Genomic DNA, 21,829 nt, shown 5'->3' on the forward strand with positions numbered 1-21,829 from the left:
AAAATCCTTGTGGATTAATTATGAGTATGAAGAGCAAAAACTAAAAATTAAAGAACAGCTTTCAACTGAAGAAGGGGCTACATTATACAGGCAGCGAAAAATCGATGTCGAGCCAACTTTCGGACAGGTGAAGGCTAATTTAGGTTTCACTCGATTTTCAGTTCGTGGACAATCGAAAGTGGAAAATGAAACGAACCTGATATTTATGGCAAACAATCTAAGAAAATACAACAAGAGACGAGGCTAATGGGCATTTGAGACAAAGAAAACCGAGTAGGTTTGTACGGGTGTACATTTCTACTCGGTTTTCTTCTGTTTATTGGTTAGCTAGGACTTTTTGTCCCAACCTCTTTTTTATTTAATTAGTCATATGAATATCCATTTGAGGGTAAGGAATTGAAATCCCTTCCTGGTCAAACGATTTCTTAACTTCCTGCAGGACATCAAAGTGTACCGTCCAGTAATCTTCGGATTTGACCCATACTCTCGCAACATATTCGACGGCACTGTCTCCATGAGCAGACAGGCGAATAAACGGTTCAGGATCAGACATGACCAACTCATGATTATTTAAAATACCTTCCAATACATTCAGCACATGCTGAGTATCTGTCTCGTATCCAACACCGAAAGTGAAATCGACTCGTCGGGTGTCATGAACTGAATAATTGACGATTCCAGCATTTGACAGTGTCCCGTTAGGAATGTAGATCATTTTATTGTCCGGAGTAATCAGTTCGGTATAAAGAATCTGGATGGCTTTGACTGTTCCACTGTATCCGGACCCTTCAATATAATCCCCTACCTTGAACGGTCGCATGGTCAGAAGTAGAACCCCTCCAGCCAGATTAGACAGAGCGCCTTGAAAAGCCAGACCAATCGCCAGACTTCCTGCACCTAGAACAGCAACAAACGACGCTGTTGGTATGCCTAGAATACCGATTACAACAATAATAAGAAGAATCTTCATTACGACACTAAAAACAGACAGAAGGAATGGCTTAAGACTTTCATCCATTTTTGATTTCTTAACTTGTCTCGTCAATAGTCTGTTGAAAACCTTAATCAGACTTGATCCAATAATTAAAGTAAGTACTGCCATAACTACAGGTACGGCTTTATCGATAAAAAATGTAATCCAATTCATTATTAATCTCCTTTATACCGAATCCGTAGGTATCACGGCCGGCAAGTAATTTTTTTAATTGAAACCTTATCTAGTTTCGGCCTCTTTAAGTCTTGATTTGCCCATATAGGTGGATAAGGCACTGAATAACACTGTACTGATCATCGTTGTCACAGCAATCGTAAGAAAAATCCCTGGATCAGAAAAGTTGTTTAAAACCACTGCAAATGCTACTGCACCATTCCTCTGTCCCCCTGCAAACCCGGATGTCAGCTGCATTGCTCGGTCAGGATTTTTTGATTCAATAAGGTAGCCGATACCTGCCGACAACAGTACAACAAGAATGCTTGACGTAATCACACCACTCCCGATAAGCTGAACCAGTTCAGGAAGAAGGCCAAGCATCATGCCGTATACTGCTATATTCATCAGTATTTTCTGCGCCTTCAATGTGAAAGGCTTGATTCTCAGCGCCGTCTCTTCGAAAATCAGTCGCATGACAGATCCAGCAAATAAAGGCAGCAGGATACTGGCTACAAGGCTTCCGACAAGGTCCAGGGATGTGATTTCTACTCCTTCAATCATCATCGGTAAAAGAATAGGTAAAATTAGAACTGTTGACAAGGTCAACAGAATCATTGTTGAAACAGCATAAGTGATTTTCTCGCTAGCTTCCTGCACAAACGCAATAACTGTTGAGGCTCCCGCACATAAGAATAGAATAACAAATGCTGCAGAATAAACCGGTTCAATTGGGATGACTCTGAGAAGCTGCCAGAGAATGACTGGTAGAATCACATTGTTGAAAGCGACCAACCTCAGGAAAAAAGCCCAATTATCTTTAACAGTCTTCAAAATCGTTTTCGGATGTTCACTTAATCCTGAATTGAATACTAGGAGTAAGATAAATATCGGCATGATAAAATAACTGACATCATATATCACATTTAAAACACCATTAATCAAGTTCATAATAATCGTCTCCTTTAACGCACTAATATAAAGGATACTATCTATACTTACTTAAAGTCAACTTTTTTTGAATGGGAGAGCGTTATAGGAGCGTATTGAAGGCTCTGATGTCTGGTAGCTAATATCGTCTGGTTAATTTAGTTCCTTCTTCTTTAAGTGACGGGAAGAAAGTTGGGGGAGAATAAGTCTTAGCACCTGCTCATTTGGTTTGTAGTCGATGAGTTGGTCGCAAGATGGATCTTGGAACCCACTTAACTTGATTGGGGTCACTCAGTTGGTTGTAAGATGCGTCTTAGAACACACTCGGTTAGCTCGAAGTTATTCAGTTGGACGCAAGGCAAAGCCACTCACCTTTTCCGCAAAAAAAACAACGAAATACCATCTATATTTGCTAGACAGTCGTTCATTGTTTACAATGCTTTTGTAGGTTGGGGTCCCCCAACCTTCCTTCTTTCTATTGAAAGACACTGACTCGTGGAAAGATTATTTAATTAAAACACTTGATACTTTCACCAGTCAACGTTATTGAATACACTTCTCCTATATTTAATGGATACGCCCTTGCCATTCATCTATCCACAGATTAATCGGCTTATTGAACACCCCATTTTTTGTTCGATAGACTCCGCTTAACCAGACGCTTAACCTTATAGGGTCTATATCCTTTATATTTAAATCTTCATAATAGACATATTGTAGCGCGTCCGTTCCTGTTGAGCTAAGTTGACTGACTTTACTACGGGTCAAAGTCTTAGTTAAAGTTACATCCTTGAAGTTATTAACTTAATCAACCCTAATATGTTCAGGAATGCTAGTTTTCTGCATTAATTGAAGCAGATTGGACTGGAAATCATCTAAAATAGTATTTATTTTACTTAATCTAACAGGCCCGCAAACTATAGGATAATATGTTTTATCATTCATCAGGACAACCAATACAGTCGCCCTTGTAAGCTCCACTACATTGGCGTGCCAGTCGTAAAGTTCATCCGAATCTATCGCATGATCATAATCCATATCGATTGTAACCTTTGAATCTCCAAAGTTACCATCACTATTTTTTATCGCTTTAAGCATTTTTTTAGTACAATGAATTCTCATCTTCTTCTCCTTAATTAAAGTATCCATGACAGCAGCCGGCTTTTCTGTTAAATGCATTTATAATAATTGAAGCTCCCAGTCTGACTCTTCGTTTTGATTACGCACATAATAAAATTCACTTAGTTCATCTGAAATCATCACCTTGTACATATCCATCAGGTCAGGAGCCAGCTTATAATTTTGGAGTTCCGATACGTCTAACCAGAATACTTCTCCTTCTTCGGATGACCTCAATGTACCAGTAAACTGCGTTGCTATGTATAATAGAACGATGTAGCGTTCGTCTTTGTCAGTCTGAAACTGCTTGGTACCGACAAGGACAGGGTCAGAAATGACCAGTCCGGTTTCTTCATAAACTTCTCTTATAACAGCCTTCTTGAAAGATTCAGCATATTCAATTTTCCCACCTGGAAAAGTTATTCCTGACCAGTTCTTATCTCGTCTATCCTGAACAACGACTTGGTTTTCAGGGTTACGTATCAGACACATATTGGTAAGGATGACTTGTTCGCTCATTTAAACACTCCCTATTTTAAAACTGCAATAATCTTTTCTTAAAATACTCACATTTATACAAACAGTATATCAGTTTCATTTATTAATTTCACATAATCGTAAATAAGTAATTGTCTGATAGTCAATTCAAAGACTAAAACTTTTGAGAGACATTACTCCATATTTCGGGGCTTATAACTCGCTATATCAAAGGGTTTGAACTATACTCTAGGTGTCTTAAATATAGAAGAGAAAGGAGGGGAATAAAAAAATGAAAACATTAGACAGAGTCGCTTTAGCCATTTTAATCATTGGTGGAGTCAACTGGTTGTTAGTCGGACTTTTTGAGTTTGATCTGGTTGCATCTATATTTGGAGGTCAGAATAATATAATTGCCCGTATCGTCTATGTGATCGTTGGTCTTGCAGCACTATATTGCATTAAATATTTTATGTATGGTCCTGGGGGATATCGTGATAATAACCGAACAAATCGATAAAGGAAACTTAAAATTTTGGACTGAGGCTGGTCTAAACGCAGGCCTCTTTTTTTGAACCATAAGATATGGACAGTCCGACTACCAGTATATAAATGCTTTATATTTCTCAGTAATAGTTGACACTCAAATAATACTTCGAATTAAAATATTTTCTACTTGAAGCAAATCTATGGTATTATTTTAGTTAAGTTAAAAATTGGTATGATTATAATTAGAGGAGTGAGAAAGTGTTAACTAACCCTGTTTTAATTTCAGTAGTTGTCATGGTTGGATTATCTTTATTCAAGCTGAACGTACTTCTCGCGCTTATTGTTGCGGCGATCGTAGGTGGCCTGGTTTCAGGAATGCCCCTTATCGAAACGCTGGAAACATTGATAGGTGGTATGGGTGGAAATGCAGAAACTGCACTGAACTACATATTACTTGGTGCCTTAGCTGCAGCTATTCACCAGACTGGTGCAGCAAAAATCGTGACCCAACGATTGTCGAGAAGTATTAGAGGAACTGGACGCACACTAATATTTATTATTGCGTTTATCAGCATGTTTTCTCAGAACCTGATTCCGGTCCACATCGCGTTTATTCCGATCCTTATCCCCCCGCTTATTTCTGTTTTCAATAAACTGAAAATAGATAGACGAGCTGTCGCCACTGCGCTGACTTTCGGTTTGAAATCAGCATACATTACAATTCCTGTAGGTTATGGGCTGATTTTCCACAATATCATACGTGACGAAATGGCTCAGAGCGGAATGGACGTCAGCGATATTTCGATCTGGCAGATTCTATGGATTCCTGGACTGGCTATGCTCGTTGGCTTGTTGATTGCCGTTCTTATTACTTATCGTAAACCTCGTGAATACGATGAACATTCAGGCAACAAGTTTGGGTATAAAGACCGAGATGAGTCTGAGGAAGAAGTTAAACTTAATCGTACACACATCTTTGCCCTTATTGGTGCAATCTCTGCCCTGGTTGTTCAACTCGCTGTTGGGTCACTAGTTCTAGGCGCTATCGTCGGGCTGGCGATCATGGTTGTCGGTGGAGCAATCAAATGGACAAATCTGGATGGCATGGTTAAAGATGGGATTGGCATGATGGGCTTCATCGCCTTCGTAATGCTGGTTGCTTCAGGTTACGGAGATGTCATCCGTGCGACAGGCGGCGTTGAAACGTTAGTTGGATCAGTTACAGGGATTATAGGTGACAACCAGCTTCTGGCCGCTACAGGTATGATCGTCTTAGGTCTGTTCATTACAATGGGTATCGGAACTTCATTTGGTACGGTTCCTATCATCGCTGCAATCTATGTTCCTTTAGCTTTAGAGTTAGGTTTCAGTCCTGCTGCGACGATTCTTCTGATCGGTTCAGCTGCAGCTCTTGGTGACGCCGGTTCTCCAGCTTCAGACAGTACGCTTGGACCAACAGCCGGTCTGAATGTGGATGGCCAGCACGATCACATTTGGGACACCTGTGTGGCAACATTCACCCACTTTGATATTCCAATCATCATCTTCGGAATAATCGGAGCGGTTATCTTATAATAATTAGTTTCAATCATCATTCTTAACTATAGAAAGGCCGAGGCAATTGTCTCGGCCTTATCTTTACATAAGCTATCAATAGGAGAAAAAATTGCATATTGACCTACTTGTCATTCTTTTAATAGGCTCAGAAATTATTGACAGGTAAATTAATATAATTGATATTAAAGGTGCTGATAATTGATGAAATCAAAATCTGAAATCCCCCACCCTGAACACTCTACCTGGTGGGACAGACATGAAAGAAAAGTGATTTTGTATCTATTTGTTTCAATGATCATCCTTCTGACCATGCCATTTTTTATTATTCCGCTTGTTATCGAGGCTATATGGATAGGGATTCTATGGCTTATCTTATTCTTCATACATAGTTTTCTCTTTCTGATCCTCAGTCCGAGAAAGAAAGATCTTATGTGAGGAAACTTGTATTCCACACTTTTAGCATACAAAAATAGAGCCCGGAAGGCCTTATCCTTCTGCGCTCTATTTTTTAATTTCGCTCTTATTTATGATTTAGCAAGCCAGATTGCAGATTCATATGCCACTTTTTCTTCAGAATCTGACGCATGAACCGAATTTCTCGTGTGGTCAATGCCAAATCGTTTTCTTAATGTCTCTTCTTCTGCTTCTTCCGGATTAGTTTTTCCATTTAATTTTCTGACACGCTCGATAGCTCCTTTTCCTTTCAATAATAGGACAACAATATCACCGCTCGTCAGATACTCAACTAGTCTGTTGTAAAAAAACTTCCCCTGATGCTCAGAATAATGTTTCTGAACCTGCTCTAAAGTAGGTTTCATCATGTTCATCTGGATGACCTTCAAATCGTTTCTTTCATATATATCTATTATCTGTCCGATCAGATTTCTTTCAACGGCATCTGGTTTTATAATGACTAAAGTCTTTTCCATTATGATCCATCCTCTCAAAACATTTACGAATCTTCACTAGGATTTCTGAGCATATAAAAGTAAAAAATCGACCTACACCTTATTATAACTATCAAGGCGTTCTTCAAGCTTCCCGGTATGCAGTTCGAACAAGTTGTTATCATAGTCGTAAAAATAAAGCGAACGCCCTTCACCCTCTATTCTCGGCCTTGACTCTCTCATTCGGATATCGTAAGCCTCCAGCTTCTTTTTATAGATTTCATATTCAGAATTCGAGATTTTGAATGCGACGTGATGATACGTTTCATTTTTTATATCTTCGCTTTCCATTATAGCAACCCAGACGCCTGCAATAAGAAAGAATTTCTCCTTGAAAAGCGAATGCTTCTTTTCTCCACTGTCATAAACTTCTTCAGCTTCAAATATATCAGAAAACAGCCGGGCTGTTCTGTCAAGATCTGTGACGACCAATGTGATATGACTCAATCCTTCAATCATTATTGCCCTCCTCAACAGTCAGAATCTCTATGTCAGAAGTATAGCTTTTTATAAAGATGACTTCTAGTGAAAATACGAAAAAACCCACCTTCCGCCAGTCTTACATCCTGGTAGTTAATGAGTTTGATCGTTTTTGTATTCTGTTACTTATTTACGCTTACCCCAGTACTGGAAATAATCCGTTCTAAGGTATCCGTTGTACAGTTTACGTTTCTTGGTTGCTTTCTGACCGTAGTGCTCTTCAAAGTCCAGATCACTGGTTATAATATACTTGCTCCAAGTCGTCAGTGGTCTGAAGGCCTGGCCCATATCACGGTAGATCTGGTATGCCTGTTCAGGATCGCCTAATCGTTCCCCGTATGGTGGGTTGGAAACAATGATTCCGAATTCCTTGTCTGTCTTGAAGTCAGCTACCTGCAGCTGTTTGAATTCAATGCTGTGTGATAACCCTGCTTCCAAAGCGTTTGCTTTGGCGATTTCGATCATACGTCCGTCGATATCCGTTCCTAAAATATCCAGTTCAATATCGTAGTCAGCCTGCTCTTCTGCATCCACGCGGACTTTCTGCCACAACTCTTCCGGCATCCAGTGCCAGTCTTCGCACAGGAAGCTGCGGTTGAAGCCAGGAGCGATGTTATGACCGATCAGAGCTGCTTCAATCGGAATAGTCCCGGAACCACACGTCGGATCGACGAATGGACGGTCCTTTCGCCAAGTTGTCAGCATAACCAAAGCAGCAGCCATATTTTCTTTTAATGGTGCGCCACCTTTATCGATGCGGTAGCCTCGCTTGAACAGACTCGGTCCAGTTGTATCGATCGTTAAAAGGACCTTGTCTTTACGGATAGCCACTTCAATGGGGAATTTTGCTCCAGTTTCTGGTAGCATTCCGCGACGATGGTAAACATCCTTTATTTTGTCAGCAATCGCCTTATTCACGATACGCTGAACATCAGGCACACTGTACAATGTTGATTTTATAGATTTTCCGCTGACAGGAAAAGCTGAGTCCATAGCCAGGTAATCATCCCAAGGCAGAGCTTTAGTCTGTTCATATAGATCATCAAATGTCTTGGCTTCAAATTCGCCTACGATGATTTTTACGCGGTCAGCTGTACGGAGCCACAAGTTGGCCTTTGCGATGTCTTCCTTATTCCCTTCAAAACGCGCACGACCGTTCTCCACTTCAACGTCGTATCCCATGTCTTTCAGTTCGTTTCCAACAAGCGCTTCTATTCCGCTTGCTGCTGTTGCCAGTAATTGATACGTCATTTATCCGACACCTCTCTTTTTCTACTAGTATGAATGAATTATCTCTTGACGTAAAGAAAATCCTCCCTGGATAGAGAGGATTTCAGTCACTATGTACATCACTGTAAGCCATGTTCTGTCTAGAATGGACGGTGAAGTCCACTCAGAGATAACCATCTGTCTGCTCGGGCATAATCAGCCCGGCCTCTTCTCTCTGTTCAATTCCAGGAGAAAAGTGCCCCTACCATAAGTTTGGGTTGCTCACTCGAGGGGTTTACCGCGTTCCACCAGACGCGTTTCCCCGTCTGCTTCGTCACTGTGGCACTTTCAAGGGTACTCAAGCATAGGTCTCCCCGTAGCTCTTTTTCCTGCCGTCATCTCAATCACTTGAGAGCCGCAGCTTATTGTTTCGCTGCGCACGAACACTACAGGCATCGCAGCCTGTGTGAGCATGGACTTTCCTCACAGCTCACAAGGAGCTGCGCGATTATCCGTGATGTACACTATTCAAATATTGTTTACTGATTGTCCAATTTTGAACCGAAAACGTGACGTTCAAGATTTGACAGACGTTTCAGAATATCAAAGTTGGTGACATTCGAGCTAGACTGACTCTGGTTCTGGTTTTGAGTGCTCATCTGCTTCGACTGATCATCCAACTTATCAAGCAGACGATTATTTTCAGCTTTCAGTTTATCGATTTCATTTTGAAATGATTCATAATCTCTAATGACCACATCAAGAAATTCATCTACACCTGTTGGATCGTAGCCACGCATTTTAGTTTTAAAATCTTTTTCAAGGATCTCTTTCTGAGTCAATTCCCTATCCATTCCTACACCTCATCTATTATCGATTCATTTATGATGGTTTAAACTCGTTTACTGGATTATGCTATAATTTATACTACAGCCCTTATTATAACAAACTCTACTATAAAAGTGAAGATACCCGTATCTTTATTATGACATAGTTCTTAAATTTGTCTGACTTATCTCAATATTGATGTATCGGGTCATCATATCCAATAATCCAAAGAAAGGTGTTGCAGATTTATGAATAAGAAAGAAAAACAGTTATATGATGCTATCCTCTTCTGCAGCTTCTCATCTTCCTTATCCCCGTTTCCTGAATTACGGCAGGCTCTTGTTGAACAGGCAGAACGTATTTTGTCTGACGATCATTTTCCAGACTTCTGTGCTGATTTATCTAAACTCATCTCTCATTATCTGCTTACTTATGGTGATCAACTCCCTGACCAAGTTAAGCACCTGCACCGCCTGGTTATGAGAGAAACTCTGCAGCAGCGTGGAAGGGCAGACTAAATTTCTGACTTGATATAGTCTTAATGCCTAGTCTTATATCTGGTCAAACTGTTCCTCTTCAAGATCAGTTATGAACCATTGCAGTTCATCAAAAGAGATCAGATCCACTTCATACGTACTCATTTCTTGGTATCTCTTTGCCGCTTCATAGAAAAACTTGACCTTGCCTTCATGCTCTGTATCGTAGAAGAGCAGACAGCCGTCTGTATTTCTTATAATGAACTCCTGATTGTTTTTTAGCTGGCCTGGATTCTGGTAATCAGTATTGGAGGTATAATTCAGATAATCTGCCTTTTCTATGATTGTATTAAAAAGACCCTGATTCTTTTCATTCCAGTTGCTCTGAAAATTTGTGAATGGGAGCAGAACTGCGAGCTTAAGGTCAGGATAGTCCGTCTTTACTTTCAAAACGACCTCTCCCATCCAAAGTTCCGTACCTATATTTCCAGAAATGATCACCCATTCAAGCCCTTCATGAATATAGTCAATCAGTCTTTTCTCAAAATACAGCTTGATATAATGCAGCTTTGGGTCATCTTCAGCAAAAACTGATACCTCATATGAACGGTATCCGCTGACATATAATTTTTTGATAAACTTCTCCTCCCATTCTATATTTAGAAACAATTGTTTGGTAAACTGATAGTATCCTGAATTGAGGGTGTGAAAATTTATGACTATTCGTTACCCTAATGGTCAACCTTATCTCGTTAATGATGACAAAAAGACTAAAAAAAATCAACCGAAGAAGAAAAAAACTGGGTACAGTAATCGGGGAATGACTCTCGAAGAAGATCTGAACCAGACGAACGATTATTATCTCCTCAGAAAAATAGCAGTGATTCATAAAAAACCGATTCCAATACAAGTTGTTAATGTCGACTATCCGAGTCGAAGTGCAGCGAAAATTACAGAAGCCTACTATAAAAAGGCCTCTACTACAGACTACAATGGCATTTATAATGGTTACTACATCGATTTTGAGGCGAAGGAAACTAGAAACAAAACATCTTTTCCTCTTAAGAACTTTCACGACCATCAGCTTTCTCACATGGAAGCCTGCGTCGATCAGGGCGGCATCTGTTTTATCGTTGTCCGTTTCAGCACACTCGATAAAGTCTTCATTCTTGACTTTTCCGTCCTGAAAAAATGGTGGGATCAGCAGTTTGAAAAGAATGGGAAAAAATCTATCCCTTATTCTGTCTTCGAAAAGGATGGCTATGAACTTCAGTATTCATTAGCCCCCCGACTTCCCTATTTGTCCATAGTAGACAAGTTAATTGTGAACAGAGATCTTTAAGAACAGTTTAAGAAAAAAACCGCTCTATTGACGGGCCAGAGAAATTAGTGTAATGTTCTTTTTTGATATAAATAAAGAAAAATGCTGTCTTCCATAACGATTAATTTAATGGAAGAGAAGGAGCGTATTATGTCCCAGAACGATCAGGTAACAAGAAAAAATTATAAGAAAAACAAGAAGAACACAAATCAGCCGAAGAAAAAAGGTGGAGCTGGAAAATGGATCAAACGTGCCTTTCTGACACTGTTTGCACTGATTATGCTGGCTGTGGTTGCTGGCGGATCCTTATTCGTCTATTATGCAGCAAGTGCTCCTGAAATGACTGAAGATGACCTTTTAGGTACCTTTTCTTCCGAATTGGTAGATATGAATGGTGAAGTCTTCTACACACTAGGCGCAGAAAGCAGAAACTTTGCAAATCCCGACGAATTTCCAGAAGTTATGATCAATGCGATGACTGCGATTGAAGATCAGCGTTTCGACAGTCACATGGGTGTCGATCCGATTGGTATTGCCCGTGCAGCTGCAGGATTCGTAACAAATCGTGGCCAGATTTCTGGTGGCGGAAGTACAATTACTCAGCAGCTCGTCAAACTCTCAGTGTTCTCAACAGCGCGTGAAGACCAGACTCTGAGACGTAAAGCTCAGGAAGCCTGGCTGGCTGTTCAGCTGGAACGTCAGTTATCTAAAGAACAGATTATGTCCTTATATTTAAATAAGATTCATATGGCAGGTAATGTTTACGGCGTGGCAACAGCAGCTGAAGAATATTATGGCAAGCACGTCAGTGAACTTGAAATCCATGAAGCGGCCTTATTTGCAGGAATGGCTCAGGCCCCTAACCGGTTCAATCCATATGTCAATCCGGACCTTGCAGAACGCCGACGCAATGTTGTCATCAGCGTGATGCGAAATGAGGGTATGATTACTGAAGAAGAAGCAAATGCAGCAATGGAAACACCAATTGATGAAGGTCTGATCGAGCGGTCTCAGGATGAACAGAATAATATGGTATTCGATGGCTACCTGGTCACTGTCCTTGATGAAGTAAAGGAAAAAACCAGTCTTGATCCCTACACTGCTGGGTTGACCATTGAAACAAATATAGATATGGATGCTCAGCAGAGAGTCTACGATGTTCTTAACTCTGAAGACTATGTCAACTTTGTCAATGATGATATCCAGTCTGCTGTTTCTCTTGTTGAAGCTGAAACTGGAAAGGTCAGGGCTTTAGCAGGAGGACGTAACCAGGAAAGTCAGCTTTCAGCTAATCGATCCACCCAGTCCAGATCAGTCGGTTCTACAATCAAGCCTTTGACAACTTATGGCCCAGCAATCGAATCCTTACAGTATTCGACCTATCATCAGATTATTGATGAAGAATACAGCTATTCAGACGGTACACCTCTTAGAAACTATGACAGACAGTATAGAGGCCAAATCAGTTTAAGAGATGCCCTGGTTGATTCAAGAAACATCCCTGCAGCCAAAGTCATGAATGAAGACCTTGAGAATGCCCAAGTTGAGCAGTTTTTAACTAATCTTGGAATTGATATTGAGACGTTAAACTCAAGTGCTGATTCGCTTGTTGAGCAAAATGCTATTAACGGAAATCTCTCTCCACTGCAGCTGGCAGGATCTTACGCATCATTTGCCAACGGTGGGAACTATACAGAGCCCTATACTGTATCAAGAGTAATTACTCAAGACGGACAGGAAATCGATCTGACTCCAGAAACAAATCAGGCGATGTCTGACTATACGGCTTATATGATTACTGATGTATTAAAAGATGTTGTTTCTGCGAATTACAATACAGTCGGTATATCCAATCTGCCTCAAGCAGGTAAAACGGGTACAACTAACTTTACTCAGGATCAGATGGACCAATACAACTATCCTTCAGGAGCTGTTCCTGATTCGTGGTACGTTGGGTATACAACAAATTACTCTCTTTCAGTCTGGGCTGGATACGACAGCTATGGAGACGGCTATTTAAGCTTGAATGACGGCACCCGTCAACTGCCTAGACAAATCTACCGTGAAATCATGGAGTATGTTTCTGAAGGTATGGATAACAGTGACTGGTCTCGCCCTTCTTCTGTCAGCGTCGTCGATGTTGAGGATGGATCGAATCCAGCTCAATTGCCGGGACCTAACACCCCGTCTGATAATATCGTCACAGAACTCTTTGTGGCAGGAACAGAGCCTTCTGACGTCTCAACCTCTTATGGTGAAGAACTGTCCGCTCCAACTGGTCTGTCTGCCGATTACGATGAGGAATCTGACGAACTGACTATCACTTGGGATGAGTACACTTTAGACAATGAAGATGAATCACTCACTTATAATCTGTCAGTGGACGGTCAGTCTACTACTTTAAGCGACACTGAAGCGGTCATCACCGAGCCCCCTTCCGGCTCATTAACGATCACCCTCTCTGTTTCTGCATATGGAAACACTGGGCCTGAATCATCTGTCTCCATCACGATTCCTGAAAGAATCGAAGAAGAAGAGGAATCTGAGGAAGAAGAGCCTGAAGAGGAACCTGAAGAAGAGATCGAAGAAGAACCTGAAGAGCCTCAGGAGGAAGAAGAAACAGAAGAAGAACCCCCTGGAACTGAGCCGGATTCTTCTGAAGAGGAGCCTGAGGAAGAAGAGCCTGAAGAGGAACCTGAAGAAGACGATACGGAAGAAGATTCTGAAGAATAATTTATCGTCACTTCTCACCTTCTGATTGAATACAAACTTATAATGTAAAAAGCTTCCGACCTATATTGAGTAAACTTTACTCTTATAGGTTCGGATGCTTTTTCATTTGGTAGTGTGATTTTACTTTTACGCGTTTTAAGCTGCCCTATGGATAAGTATTAGAAGCTTAGAGTTTCAATATTACTGTTTACTTGTACTCTGATATCTTATTTCCTCTATGAGTTACTATTAAGAAGGGTTCTACTTGTAGTTTACTTCTGACTTTCCTCCATATTATTTAACTACACGGCTTCTAGCTTTAGTACACGTCTTATTTAAGTCCAAAGATACAGCTAGAAGGCTTCTAATTAGAGAATCCAATAGAATTTGAATGTTAAGCTATAACTAGATGGTACCTAATGACACTTCCAAATTCATATGCATTTCTGTAATGTAAGTAGACTGATTTTAGCTATACCTTACTCCCCATTTCAACCTGAACGTACGATTAGGCTCTCCCTGCTCTGACATCACCAAGCAATTTAAAAAGTAATCATCTGAAATTAAGCATCTACACGACTTATTACTATCTTCTTCTTTGATCAAATCAGGAAAAACATTGAAGGAAGTGCCATCTTAATAACAAAAAAAGAGCGTGTACCCTTTTACAGGTCATTACGCCCTACTCACTTATTCTACTCGTCCTCATCATTGAATCGTGAACCAAAGAACCATTTCCCTCTGATTGTTCGTATACCTATGAAGATGTTCCAGATTCCTATTAAAAGACCTACTCCACCGACAATCGGATCTAAAAAGACTATATAAATAGACAGCACTAAAATGATGATTCCCATCGACAGCAAAAAAATGCCATGTTTCTTACCCATGATAAAAACCCTTTTCTGTTTAGATTATGCACCCCAGTCAATCGCGCGAACTGGAAAAGCACGTGATATACAAAGAAAACTCAATGCATCGGCATTGAGTTCCATATGATCAGCACTTGCATGACTTAGTCAGTACAAGGATTGATATAAAACTGGGCTACTAGGATTCGAACCTAGGAATGACGAGACCAAAACCCGTTGCCTTACCACTTGGCTATAGCCCATTGAAGGGCGACTGATGGGGATCGAACCCACGAATGCCGAGACCACAACCCGGTGCGTTAACCACTTCGCCACAATCGCCATATTCTTATTAAAAGCATAGCATACTTGTCAAAAGATGTCATGCAAATTTACGCTAACAGGGGTAGCAGGAGTCGAACCCACATCGATGGTTTTGGAGACCATAGTTTTACCATTAAACTATACCCCTAAAGAATGGAGGGAGTAGGATTTGAACCTACGAACCCGAAGGAACGGATTTACAGTCCGCCGCGTTTGGCCACTTCGCTATCCCTCCAGAATATAATGGCGCTGGACAGAGTCGAACTGCCGACACACGGAGCTTCAATCCGTTGCTCTACCAACTGAGCTACAGCGCCTATTTATGTATGACCCCTACGGGATTCGAACCCGTGTTACCGCCGTGAAAGGGCGGTGTCTTAACCGCTTGACCAAGGGGCCGTGATAAAATTAAAACTACGGAGAATGAGGGATTCGAACCCTCGATACGGAAAAACCGTATACACGCTTTCCAGGCGTGCTCCTTCAGCCACTCGGACAATTCTCCATAAGAAAACTCCGCAAGCAGGGCTCGAACCTGCGACAACACGATTAACAGTCGTGCGCTCTACCAACTGAGCTATTGCGGATAGTTAATTTGTTCAGCAACTCTTATATCATAACACCTGTCTACCACAGTGTCAATACAATATCTTGCTGATCATATAATGATGATACTCGTAACAAGAAGTAAATACGCTTACTTCTCCTATAATTATATCAATCTGTACAGAAAGAAGCAATACCGGATTAATGACCGGAAAAATTGCTTCAGTACTATAAAGACAGAAATCCCCGAATTCGTCACTGTGACAGCACGTCCGGGGATTCAACTATTTCTTATACAGTTGATTTAATCAGTTCACCAAGACGCATGAACTATATGGACCTAGAGTAATTTCAGTATCAGTAACATCAACTTCTCCTACCGACAGGACCATTTCTCCAGGAAAGTCTGATGACTTGATCTGATACGTTTCTGTTTCTGAAGAGAAGTTGCAGCAGACAAGGCCTTTCTGATCCTGGTAGGTTCGTTCATAAACATACAGATTCTCTCTAGTCTCATCGTCCAGCGACCAGTCTCCATCTTTAAATAAATTGGTCTTCTTCAAATCGAGCAGCTTTCTGTAATAGTGCAGAATGCTGTTCTCGTCTTTCTCCTGATCTCGTACATTATACTTCCTTTCCCGGTTATACTTTATCCAGGGATCAGCATCATCAGTGAAGCCAGCATATTTGTCGTCCGTCCACTGCATGATCCCTCGACTACCGTCTCTAGCAGTTAGATTGATATTTTTCATCGCTTCTTCATGACTCCAGCCATATTCCCTAGCCGAGTTATAAAATTCTCTGACACCTGAATCCGTCACGTTTCCCGGATCGTCAAACCAGGCATTATTCATCCCGATTTCTTCACCGTAATAAATGATTGGAATTCCTCTTTGAAGATACAGTAAGGTTGCCATTGTTTTTGCTGTTTCATCACGGTATTCTTCCATATCTCCGTATTTTTGAGGTGCACGCGGACGATCATGATTATTCCAGAAAAGAATAGGACCTCCTTTATCGGACAAGGTTTCCTGAAACGCCTTCTGCATGTCCTTAAACTTAGTCATATCTAAGGGAACATGCTGTTTCTCTTTAGGCAGATCTTCTATCTTATCTTCTTCTTTATCAGTAAAATGCTGAAGAGAAATAATTTTGTCGACCATATTATCATTTGTATACCAATGGATCCTCTCAGCATCAGCACTAGTGGCTTCACCAATCATAAAAATCTCTTTTTCTTCTTTATTGATCCGTTCATTCATTTCTGTCAGGTACTCTTTAATCAGTTTTCCGTTCGAACTGACTTCTTGAGCTGAACCGAAATCTTCAGGATGTTCAGGAAACTCCTTGTCAATGTCGATATAGATGAAGGCATCCATTCTTACACCGTCTACTCCCTGATCTGACCAGTAATTAATCACTTCAGCCATTTCTTTTCTCAAAGGCTCGTGATCCCAGTTCAGGTCTGGCATCTGCTCCATAAACAGGTGGAGATAATACTGGTCTCCGTTCATCTCTTTAGTCCATGCCGGACCTCCGAAGCCAGCCGTCCAGTTATTTGGATAAGGATCTCCTTCTGAGTCTGCCCAGATATAATAATCGCGGTATGGATCATCTTTTCCTTTCAAAGCACTTTTAAACCAGGGGTGCTGATCGGATGTATGATTAAGGGGAAAATCAAAAATCAGTCTGAATTCCCTCTTTTTGGCTTCCTCGATAAAGGATCGGCTGTCTTCTTCCGACCCGAACAAAGGATCTACTTTTGTATAGTCGATCACGTCATATCCATTGTCTACATGATTGGACAGGACAACAGGGTTGACCCACAAAGTATTGACGCCTAGACTTTTAATGTAATCAAGTTTTTCCTTAATCCCATTGATGTCTCCGATTCCATTACCTGTGCTATCATTGAAACTCATTGGATAGATCTGATAAATGATTGCATCTTCCCACCATGACTGTCTGTTCATTTAATCATTCCTTCAATATGGATTGTGAACTTGTTTTTATACTATAATAACAGAACCGTTTTTAATAGTCTTTTGGTGTGTCTCAGACATGGCAAATTCAGCCTTTTTCAGAAGGAACAAGGAATGTCAGAAAACCTGGCAAAACTTCGACATGTGCCGGGAAAGAAGGCCCTTTTTCACCATCGATGGCTACATGTACATCAGGATGGTCAGTTTTTATCTCCGCTTGTTTGAACGGCAGAACAAACGCTTTCTCCTGTGACTCATTCAAAGTTGATTTCCTGCTCAGCAGTTGGGAAAAAATCGACAGTTTTTCACTTATAGTGGACTCTTCTACACCTAACATATATAGATGTCCATCATCCACTCCAGCATCATTGAAAAATTGAGGAATACCCATTACTGAATGAGAGGCCCCTATCAGCAGCAGACTGAGCTTTTTATTGTGACTGACGCCATCCACTTCCATTTCAAAATCATAGCACTCTTCTTCTCTTAATGTTCGGATTCCTTCTATAAAGTATGCAGCTGTACCGTACCGCTCTTTCTGATCATCACTGACTTCCCAGACCGTTTCAGGCAGGGATCCGGCCGAAATCGAACTCAAAAAGAGCTGCCCGTTAATTTTTCCGACATCCGCTTTCTGTTCGCGACAGGCTGTCAAATCCCTCACTGCCTCTTCAGGATTTACTGATATATTTAGTCCTCTTGCTATATTGTTGACAGTTCCCGACGGTATGATACCAATCGATGGTTTATAGTCCTGATCGATCAGCCCATTGGCCAGTTCAGATACCGTACCGTCTCCCCCAAGCACAATAATTGATTTATACTGTTTGCAGGCTGCTTCTATTGCAAGATTAGAAATGTCTTCCTTCTTCTCCGTCAATCTGATCTGTGCTTCTCTATTCTGTTTACCCAGGACATCACGGGCTTTTTTTGCATATTCTTCTGCTTGTTTTTTTCCGGCAGACGGATTTGCAATAATCATGATATCGTTCATTACTATCCCTCTATTCTATATTTCACCTATGGGCATATTGTACTACACTTGTTTCGATATATAGAGTAAAAAAGACTGGCGACGTTTATCACGACACCAGTCTTCAACACGGTATTAGTTATTCTCTATATTTTTCTGGCAATCAGGACAGAGTCCGTAAATTTCAAGACGATGAGAATTGACTGCAAAACCAGTCAGGTTACTAGCAACTACTTCGACATCATCCAGACCAGGGTAATAAATGTCTTCAATTTTTCCACATTCAGAACAAATTGCATGATAATGCTCGGTAGAAGCAAAATCGAACCGGCTTGAGTTGTCTCCGTACATCATTTCCTTGACCAGACCGAGTTCAGTAAATAGTCTCAGATTATTGTATACAGTGGCTACACTCATACTCGGAAAACGACTTTCGAGTGCCTTGTAAATTTCATCAGCGGTAGGATGATTATCCTGATCGATCAGATATTCCAGTATGGCATGTCTTTGCGGGGTGATTCTAATATTATTGAATTTTAAGCGTTCAATGGATTGTTCAACCAGGTAACTCATTACTTATCCATCCTTTTGGTATATTTCCTACTGTCTAAACAAATGATACAGTTTTAAATCATTTTTTGCAACAAGATGTCAGCCTTATGTTCGGTTTTTATTAAAGTTTTAAAGTGTTTGTAGTATACTTAGTCTAATCATACCAGAAAGAGTGAATCAAACGATATGAAAATCGGAGCTAGAACATTTAAAACAAGTCTTGCCGTCTTCCTTTCCTTGCTCATCCCGCTTACTTTAGGTTTTGAAGAAGGCGCCTCACTTGCAGGTATTTCGGTCGTTGCTTCCATGCAGCCATCTGTCAAGAAATCGTATCAGACTCTGGTGGATCGTCTGGTTGCGAATACCATCGGCGGTTTCGTCGCCGTGCTCATGGCCAGTGCTTTTGGAACATCCATCGTCATTATCAGCTTTGCAACAGCCATACTTATTGCCATACTTCATCAGATGAAGCTGAACAATGTGATCGGTCTGTCTACAATGACACTAATCATCATCATGCTGTCCACTGATGGAGACATCTATACGAATGCGACGATTCGTGTACTTGCTACATTTATCGGAGTCGGGATTGCATTCCTAATCAATCGCTTCATTCTCCCGCCTAACTACGAAGAAAAACTATTTCATCTGACTAATCAGGTTACTGATGACCTTACTCGTTTTACGCGAGTCAGCCTTCGAAAAAATGTTCAGTATTCTCTTATGAGAACTGATCTGAAATCTATAGACAAATCTATCAGTGACATGAAAACATTTCTGACTTTCCTCCAGGATACAGAGTGGAGCCGCTGGAGAAAACATGGCGATACATCACTGACTCGTCTTCTAGTTGTCTATCGTCAGTTTATTCGAACGACCGAAGCAGCATATCACCTGGTCAAGACCTTGCATCAGTCGGAAAATGTTTACAATCATTTCCCTGAAGAACTTCGCGTCCTCCTTAGAGAACGTCTGGAAACCCTGATGTCTGCTCATGAACAGATCATCCTGAAATGGAACGGACGAGTTTTACCGCAGGAAGTCAATTTCATCGCCTACAAATCAGATCTCAGGATTACTTTTATGCAGTCATTCTTTAATGAAGCCAGCCTGGAGTCGTATCTGGAAAACGATTATGGTCAGAGCAATACGGTTATTCATCTGATGTCAGTTGTTCTGATTTATGAAGAAAACCTTCAGCATCTGAATAAGCTGGTAAGCAGCTATAAGACCAGTCATAGAAACAATGTGTCAACCGTTGATTCGTTGCATTAAAAAAATAAGGCCCATGAGATGCAGGAATGAACCAGTTCACTCTGGACTATCTCTGCACCTCATGGGCTTTTCGTTACCTATTAAATTAATCTCACATTATTCCCCATCAGGAAGACTGACAGGTTCATTTAACTGGTCGGTTACTATGTCAGCAGCGAGCTGCTCACCTTCAGCAGTCAGTGAAAAATCGTCAGGATTATAATAAGACTCAAGTCCGCTTTCCTGTGCTCTCTCTGTGAACTCTGAATGAAGCGAAATAACTGGGAGATTTCTGACTTGAGCCAGTTCTCTCATCCGGTTCAGGTAGCTCCGGTAGTCCAGTGAGCGTGAATTAAGCTGATCAATTTCTTGTACGACCGGATAAGGTTCCAGTAGGATTAGTTCAGATACTTCAAGAGCGGCAAAACTGTTTAAGATGCTGGTCATATACTGTTCTGTTTCAGCAAGTCCAATATCTCTTATTTTGTCAGGAAGAGCTGGAAGACCGAATAAAATCATGTCCGGATTCTCTGCAACGAGAGGCTGTGAGGTCTGTCTGATATACAGTTCGTAGGAATCAAGACCAGCTTCTGTGTAATCAAGGATATCTGCCCCATTTGTTGCTGCAGATTCGATGGCTTCTGTAACTGAGTTCATCCACTCTGAATTTAAGTCAATATCTCCAAAAAATGCCACGGAAACCTCTTCATTAACTAGTGACAGGTAATCAATTCGATCGATATGCGACAATGTATCCAGTCGCCCTTCGTAATCTTCTAAGTCGGCAGAAGGCTCGACAGGTTCTTCTGCAGGCTCATCTTCTCCATCTACAGGTTCCTCCTGAATTGTTTCCACTTGCTCTTCGGTCATTTCTTCTCTCTGGTTGGCTGCGTAGCGCTGCCCGAAGAAAATAGTCAGAACACAAGCGACAAGAAGAATCGGAATACTAATGATGCTCTTTTTCATATTCAGTTGTCCTTTCTTATGTATGATAACTATACTTATTTAAGCTTAAACATAAGGAAACAGTAGAAGGCTGGGCTGCCTTTCTACTGTACCGTTCCTCACAATCATTTCTTTCCGGTCAGCTGTTTGTACCGGTCATACCACAAGTCTACATAACCTTCTGAAAAAGGGCCTTTTTCCTCGTTGATCCATTCAACTAGAATCTTTATATGCTCCTTTAGAATCAGATCGATTTCATCCGGATAATCCCATTTTCTGCCATGCTCTTCGTATTCATCTACGTCCAGCAGACGTTTTTCACCATCTGGAAAAACTTTGACATCAAGGTCGTAGTCGATATATTTAGCTCCTTCTTCATCGATCAGAAAAGGCGAAGCCATATTGCAGTAATACGATGTCCCTTTTTGTCTAATCATAGTGACGATGTTGAACCAGTAGTGTTTATGGAAATACACAAGTGCGGGTTCTCTCGTTTTCCATCGTCGTCCGTCGGATTCAATGACTAAAGTGTGATCGTTACAACCTATCAGGGCATTCTCTGTAGTTTTGAGAACCATTGTATCGCGCCAGGTACGGTGCAGACTGCCATCGTGCTTATAGCTTTTGATTGTGATGAACTCCCCTTCTTTCGGAAATTTCATCTATGTTCCAACTTTCTAATCATTTTAGAAAAAGTATAGCCTGTTTCC

Annotated in this window: 23 protein-coding genes, 8 tRNA genes and 1 other RNA gene; 8 read left to right on the forward strand and 24 right to left on the reverse strand. The window is 41.0% G+C overall.

Annotated elements, in window-relative coordinates; all coding sequences use genetic code 11:
- Positions 1–247, forward strand: a 247-nt coding sequence (locus tag BMX79_RS01665; protein ID WP_143059405.1) for a transposase, incomplete at its 5' end; no start/stop codon positions are given.
- 111 nt (positions 248–358) lie between these two features.
- On the opposite strand, the gene BMX79_RS01670 is transcribed toward BMX79_RS01665, so the two are convergent.
- The 4 genes from BMX79_RS01670 to BMX79_RS01685 all read right to left on the reverse strand — a co-directional run bounded on the left by BMX79_RS01670 (position 359) and on the right by BMX79_RS01685 (position 3,715).
- Positions 359–1,147 carry a mechanosensitive ion channel family protein gene (locus BMX79_RS01670; protein ID WP_091478600.1) on the reverse strand — a complete coding sequence of 263 codons (789 nt, stop codon included), beginning with the start codon at positions 1,145–1,147 and terminating at the stop codon, positions 359–361.
- Positions 1,148–1,213: 66 nt separating this feature from the next.
- Positions 1,214–2,098, reverse strand: a complete 885-nt coding sequence (locus tag BMX79_RS01675) for a bile acid:sodium symporter family protein (protein ID WP_091478601.1) — start codon at positions 2,096–2,098, stop codon at positions 1,214–1,216.
- 783 nt (positions 2,099–2,881) lie between these two features.
- Positions 2,882–3,256, reverse strand: coding sequence for a DUF6933 domain-containing protein (locus tag BMX79_RS01680; protein ID WP_091478603.1), 375 nt, complete (start codon positions 3,254–3,256; stop codon positions 2,882–2,884).
- On the reverse strand, positions 3,257–3,715 hold the full coding sequence (locus BMX79_RS01685; RefSeq protein ID WP_091478604.1) for an 8-oxo-dGTP diphosphatase: 459 nt from the start codon (positions 3,713–3,715) through the stop codon (positions 3,257–3,259). It lies immediately after the preceding gene.
- Between the two features lie 250 nt (positions 3,716–3,965).
- Here BMX79_RS01685 and BMX79_RS01690 point away from each other — a divergent pair, with 250 nt between their 5' ends.
- From BMX79_RS01690 to BMX79_RS01700, 3 genes are all read left to right on the forward strand, one after another.
- Entirely contained in the window at positions 3,966–4,193 is a 228-nt protein-coding gene (locus BMX79_RS01690; RefSeq protein WP_091478606.1) for a DUF378 domain-containing protein, read from the forward strand.
- Between the two features lie 227 nt (positions 4,194–4,420).
- A complete protein-coding gene (locus tag BMX79_RS01695; RefSeq protein ID WP_091478608.1) occupies positions 4,421–5,737 on the forward strand; it encodes a Na+/H+ antiporter family protein in 1,317 nt (438 codons plus the stop codon).
- 180 nt (positions 5,738–5,917) lie between these two features.
- On the forward strand, positions 5,918–6,154 hold the full coding sequence (locus BMX79_RS01700) for a hypothetical protein (protein ID WP_143059406.1): 237 nt from the start codon (positions 5,918–5,920) through the stop codon (positions 6,152–6,154).
- A gap of 89 nt (positions 6,155–6,243) precedes the next feature.
- On the opposite strand, the gene ndk is transcribed toward BMX79_RS01700, so the two are convergent.
- The 5 genes from ndk to gpsB form a co-directional block, all read right to left on the reverse strand.
- Positions 6,244–6,648: a nucleoside-diphosphate kinase gene (ndk, locus tag BMX79_RS01705; protein WP_218025339.1), complete on the reverse strand. Its 405-nt coding sequence runs from the start codon at positions 6,646–6,648 to the stop codon at positions 6,244–6,246.
- A gap of 72 nt (positions 6,649–6,720) precedes the next feature.
- Complete coding sequence (gene fosX, locus BMX79_RS01710) at positions 6,721–7,125, reverse strand: FosX/FosE/FosI family fosfomycin resistance hydrolase (protein ID WP_091478611.1); 405 nt, start codon at positions 7,123–7,125, stop codon at positions 6,721–6,723.
- Between the two features lie 147 nt (positions 7,126–7,272).
- Positions 7,273–8,397 carry a THUMP domain-containing class I SAM-dependent RNA methyltransferase gene (locus tag BMX79_RS01715; protein WP_091478613.1) on the reverse strand — a complete coding sequence of 375 codons (1,125 nt, stop codon included), beginning with the start codon at positions 8,395–8,397 and terminating at the stop codon, positions 7,273–7,275.
- A 99-nt stretch (positions 8,398–8,496) separates the two neighbouring features.
- An RNA gene (gene rnpB, locus BMX79_RS01720) (RNase P RNA component class B) lies at positions 8,497–8,875 on the reverse strand.
- A 19-nt stretch (positions 8,876–8,894) separates the two neighbouring features.
- Positions 8,895–9,209 carry a cell division regulator GpsB gene (gene gpsB / locus BMX79_RS01725; RefSeq protein ID WP_091478614.1) on the reverse strand — a complete coding sequence of 105 codons (315 nt, stop codon included), beginning with the start codon at positions 9,207–9,209 and terminating at the stop codon, positions 8,895–8,897.
- A gap of 222 nt (positions 9,210–9,431) precedes the next feature.
- Between gpsB and BMX79_RS01730 the strand changes: the two genes are divergently transcribed.
- Positions 9,432–9,701 carry a hypothetical protein gene (locus BMX79_RS01730; RefSeq protein WP_091478616.1) on the forward strand — a complete coding sequence of 90 codons (270 nt, stop codon included), beginning with the start codon at positions 9,432–9,434 and terminating at the stop codon, positions 9,699–9,701.
- A 33-nt stretch (positions 9,702–9,734) separates the two neighbouring features.
- On the opposite strand, the gene BMX79_RS01735 is transcribed toward BMX79_RS01730, so the two are convergent.
- Positions 9,735–10,328 (reverse strand): SLOG family protein, encoded by a 594-nt coding sequence (locus tag BMX79_RS01735; RefSeq protein WP_246117623.1) that lies wholly within the window; start codon positions 10,326–10,328, stop codon positions 9,735–9,737.
- A gap of 46 nt (positions 10,329–10,374) precedes the next feature.
- On the opposite strand from BMX79_RS01735, the gene recU reads away from it, so the two are divergent.
- Both recU and BMX79_RS12490 read left to right on the forward strand, forming a co-directional pair.
- A complete protein-coding gene (gene recU / locus BMX79_RS01740; protein ID WP_091478618.1) occupies positions 10,375–11,001 on the forward strand; it encodes a Holliday junction resolvase RecU in 627 nt (208 codons plus the stop codon).
- A gap of 129 nt (positions 11,002–11,130) precedes the next feature.
- The gene (locus BMX79_RS12490; protein ID WP_170230951.1) at positions 11,131–13,713 is read left to right on the forward strand and encodes a transglycosylase domain-containing protein; all 2,583 of its coding nucleotides are present in this window, start codon (positions 11,131–11,133) and stop codon (positions 13,711–13,713) included.
- Positions 13,714–14,387: 674 nt separating this feature from the next.
- Here BMX79_RS12490 and BMX79_RS01750 read toward each other — a convergent pair.
- The 12 genes from BMX79_RS01750 to perR form a co-directional block, all read right to left on the reverse strand.
- Positions 14,388–14,582, reverse strand: coding sequence for a hypothetical protein (locus tag BMX79_RS01750; RefSeq protein WP_091478621.1), 195 nt, complete (start codon positions 14,580–14,582; stop codon positions 14,388–14,390).
- 152 nt (positions 14,583–14,734) lie between these two features.
- A tRNA-Gln gene (locus BMX79_RS01755) sits at positions 14,735–14,806 on the reverse strand.
- A gap of 6 nt (positions 14,807–14,812) precedes the next feature.
- Positions 14,813–14,885 (reverse strand) — tRNA-His (locus BMX79_RS01760).
- A 59-nt stretch (positions 14,886–14,944) separates the two neighbouring features.
- Positions 14,945–15,015: transfer RNA gene (locus tag BMX79_RS01765), tRNA-Trp, on the reverse strand.
- A 6-nt stretch (positions 15,016–15,021) separates the two neighbouring features.
- A tRNA-Tyr gene (locus BMX79_RS01770) sits at positions 15,022–15,102 on the reverse strand.
- A 9-nt stretch (positions 15,103–15,111) separates the two neighbouring features.
- Positions 15,112–15,184: transfer RNA gene (locus BMX79_RS01775), tRNA-Phe, on the reverse strand.
- A 10-nt stretch (positions 15,185–15,194) separates the two neighbouring features.
- Positions 15,195–15,266 (reverse strand) — tRNA-Glu (locus BMX79_RS01780).
- A gap of 18 nt (positions 15,267–15,284) precedes the next feature.
- Positions 15,285–15,372: transfer RNA gene (locus tag BMX79_RS01785), tRNA-Ser, on the reverse strand.
- 9 nt (positions 15,373–15,381) lie between these two features.
- Positions 15,382–15,454 (reverse strand) — tRNA-Asn (locus BMX79_RS01790).
- 267 nt (positions 15,455–15,721) lie between these two features.
- Complete coding sequence (locus BMX79_RS01795; RefSeq protein WP_091478623.1) at positions 15,722–17,386, reverse strand: alpha-amylase family glycosyl hydrolase; 1,665 nt, start codon at positions 17,384–17,386, stop codon at positions 15,722–15,724.
- Between the two features lie 97 nt (positions 17,387–17,483).
- Positions 17,484–18,389 (reverse strand): diacylglycerol/lipid kinase family protein, encoded by a 906-nt coding sequence (locus BMX79_RS01800; protein WP_091478624.1) that lies wholly within the window; start codon positions 18,387–18,389, stop codon positions 17,484–17,486.
- 114 nt (positions 18,390–18,503) lie between these two features.
- Entirely contained in the window at positions 18,504–18,941 is a 438-nt protein-coding gene (gene perR, locus BMX79_RS01805; RefSeq protein WP_091478626.1) for a peroxide-responsive transcriptional repressor PerR, read from the reverse strand.
- Between the two features lie 165 nt (positions 18,942–19,106).
- On the opposite strand from perR, the gene BMX79_RS01810 reads away from it, so the two are divergent.
- A complete protein-coding gene (locus BMX79_RS01810) occupies positions 19,107–20,195 on the forward strand; it encodes an FUSC family protein (RefSeq protein WP_091478627.1) in 1,089 nt (362 codons plus the stop codon).
- A gap of 96 nt (positions 20,196–20,291) precedes the next feature.
- On the opposite strand, the gene BMX79_RS01815 is transcribed toward BMX79_RS01810, so the two are convergent.
- Both BMX79_RS01815 and ntdP read right to left on the reverse strand, forming a co-directional pair.
- Entirely contained in the window at positions 20,292–21,140 is an 849-nt protein-coding gene (locus tag BMX79_RS01815) for an SGNH/GDSL hydrolase family protein (RefSeq protein ID WP_091478629.1), read from the reverse strand.
- Positions 21,141–21,244: 104 nt separating this feature from the next.
- Positions 21,245–21,781, reverse strand: a complete 537-nt coding sequence (gene ntdP, locus BMX79_RS01820; RefSeq protein WP_091478631.1) for a nucleoside tri-diphosphate phosphatase — start codon at positions 21,779–21,781, stop codon at positions 21,245–21,247.
- Positions 21,782–21,829 lie beyond the last annotated feature (48 nt).

This window comes from Alkalibacterium pelagium (genome assembly GCF_900109325.1).
GTDB classification, from domain to species: Bacteria; Bacillota; Bacilli; order Lactobacillales; family Carnobacteriaceae_A; genus Alkalibacterium; species Alkalibacterium pelagium.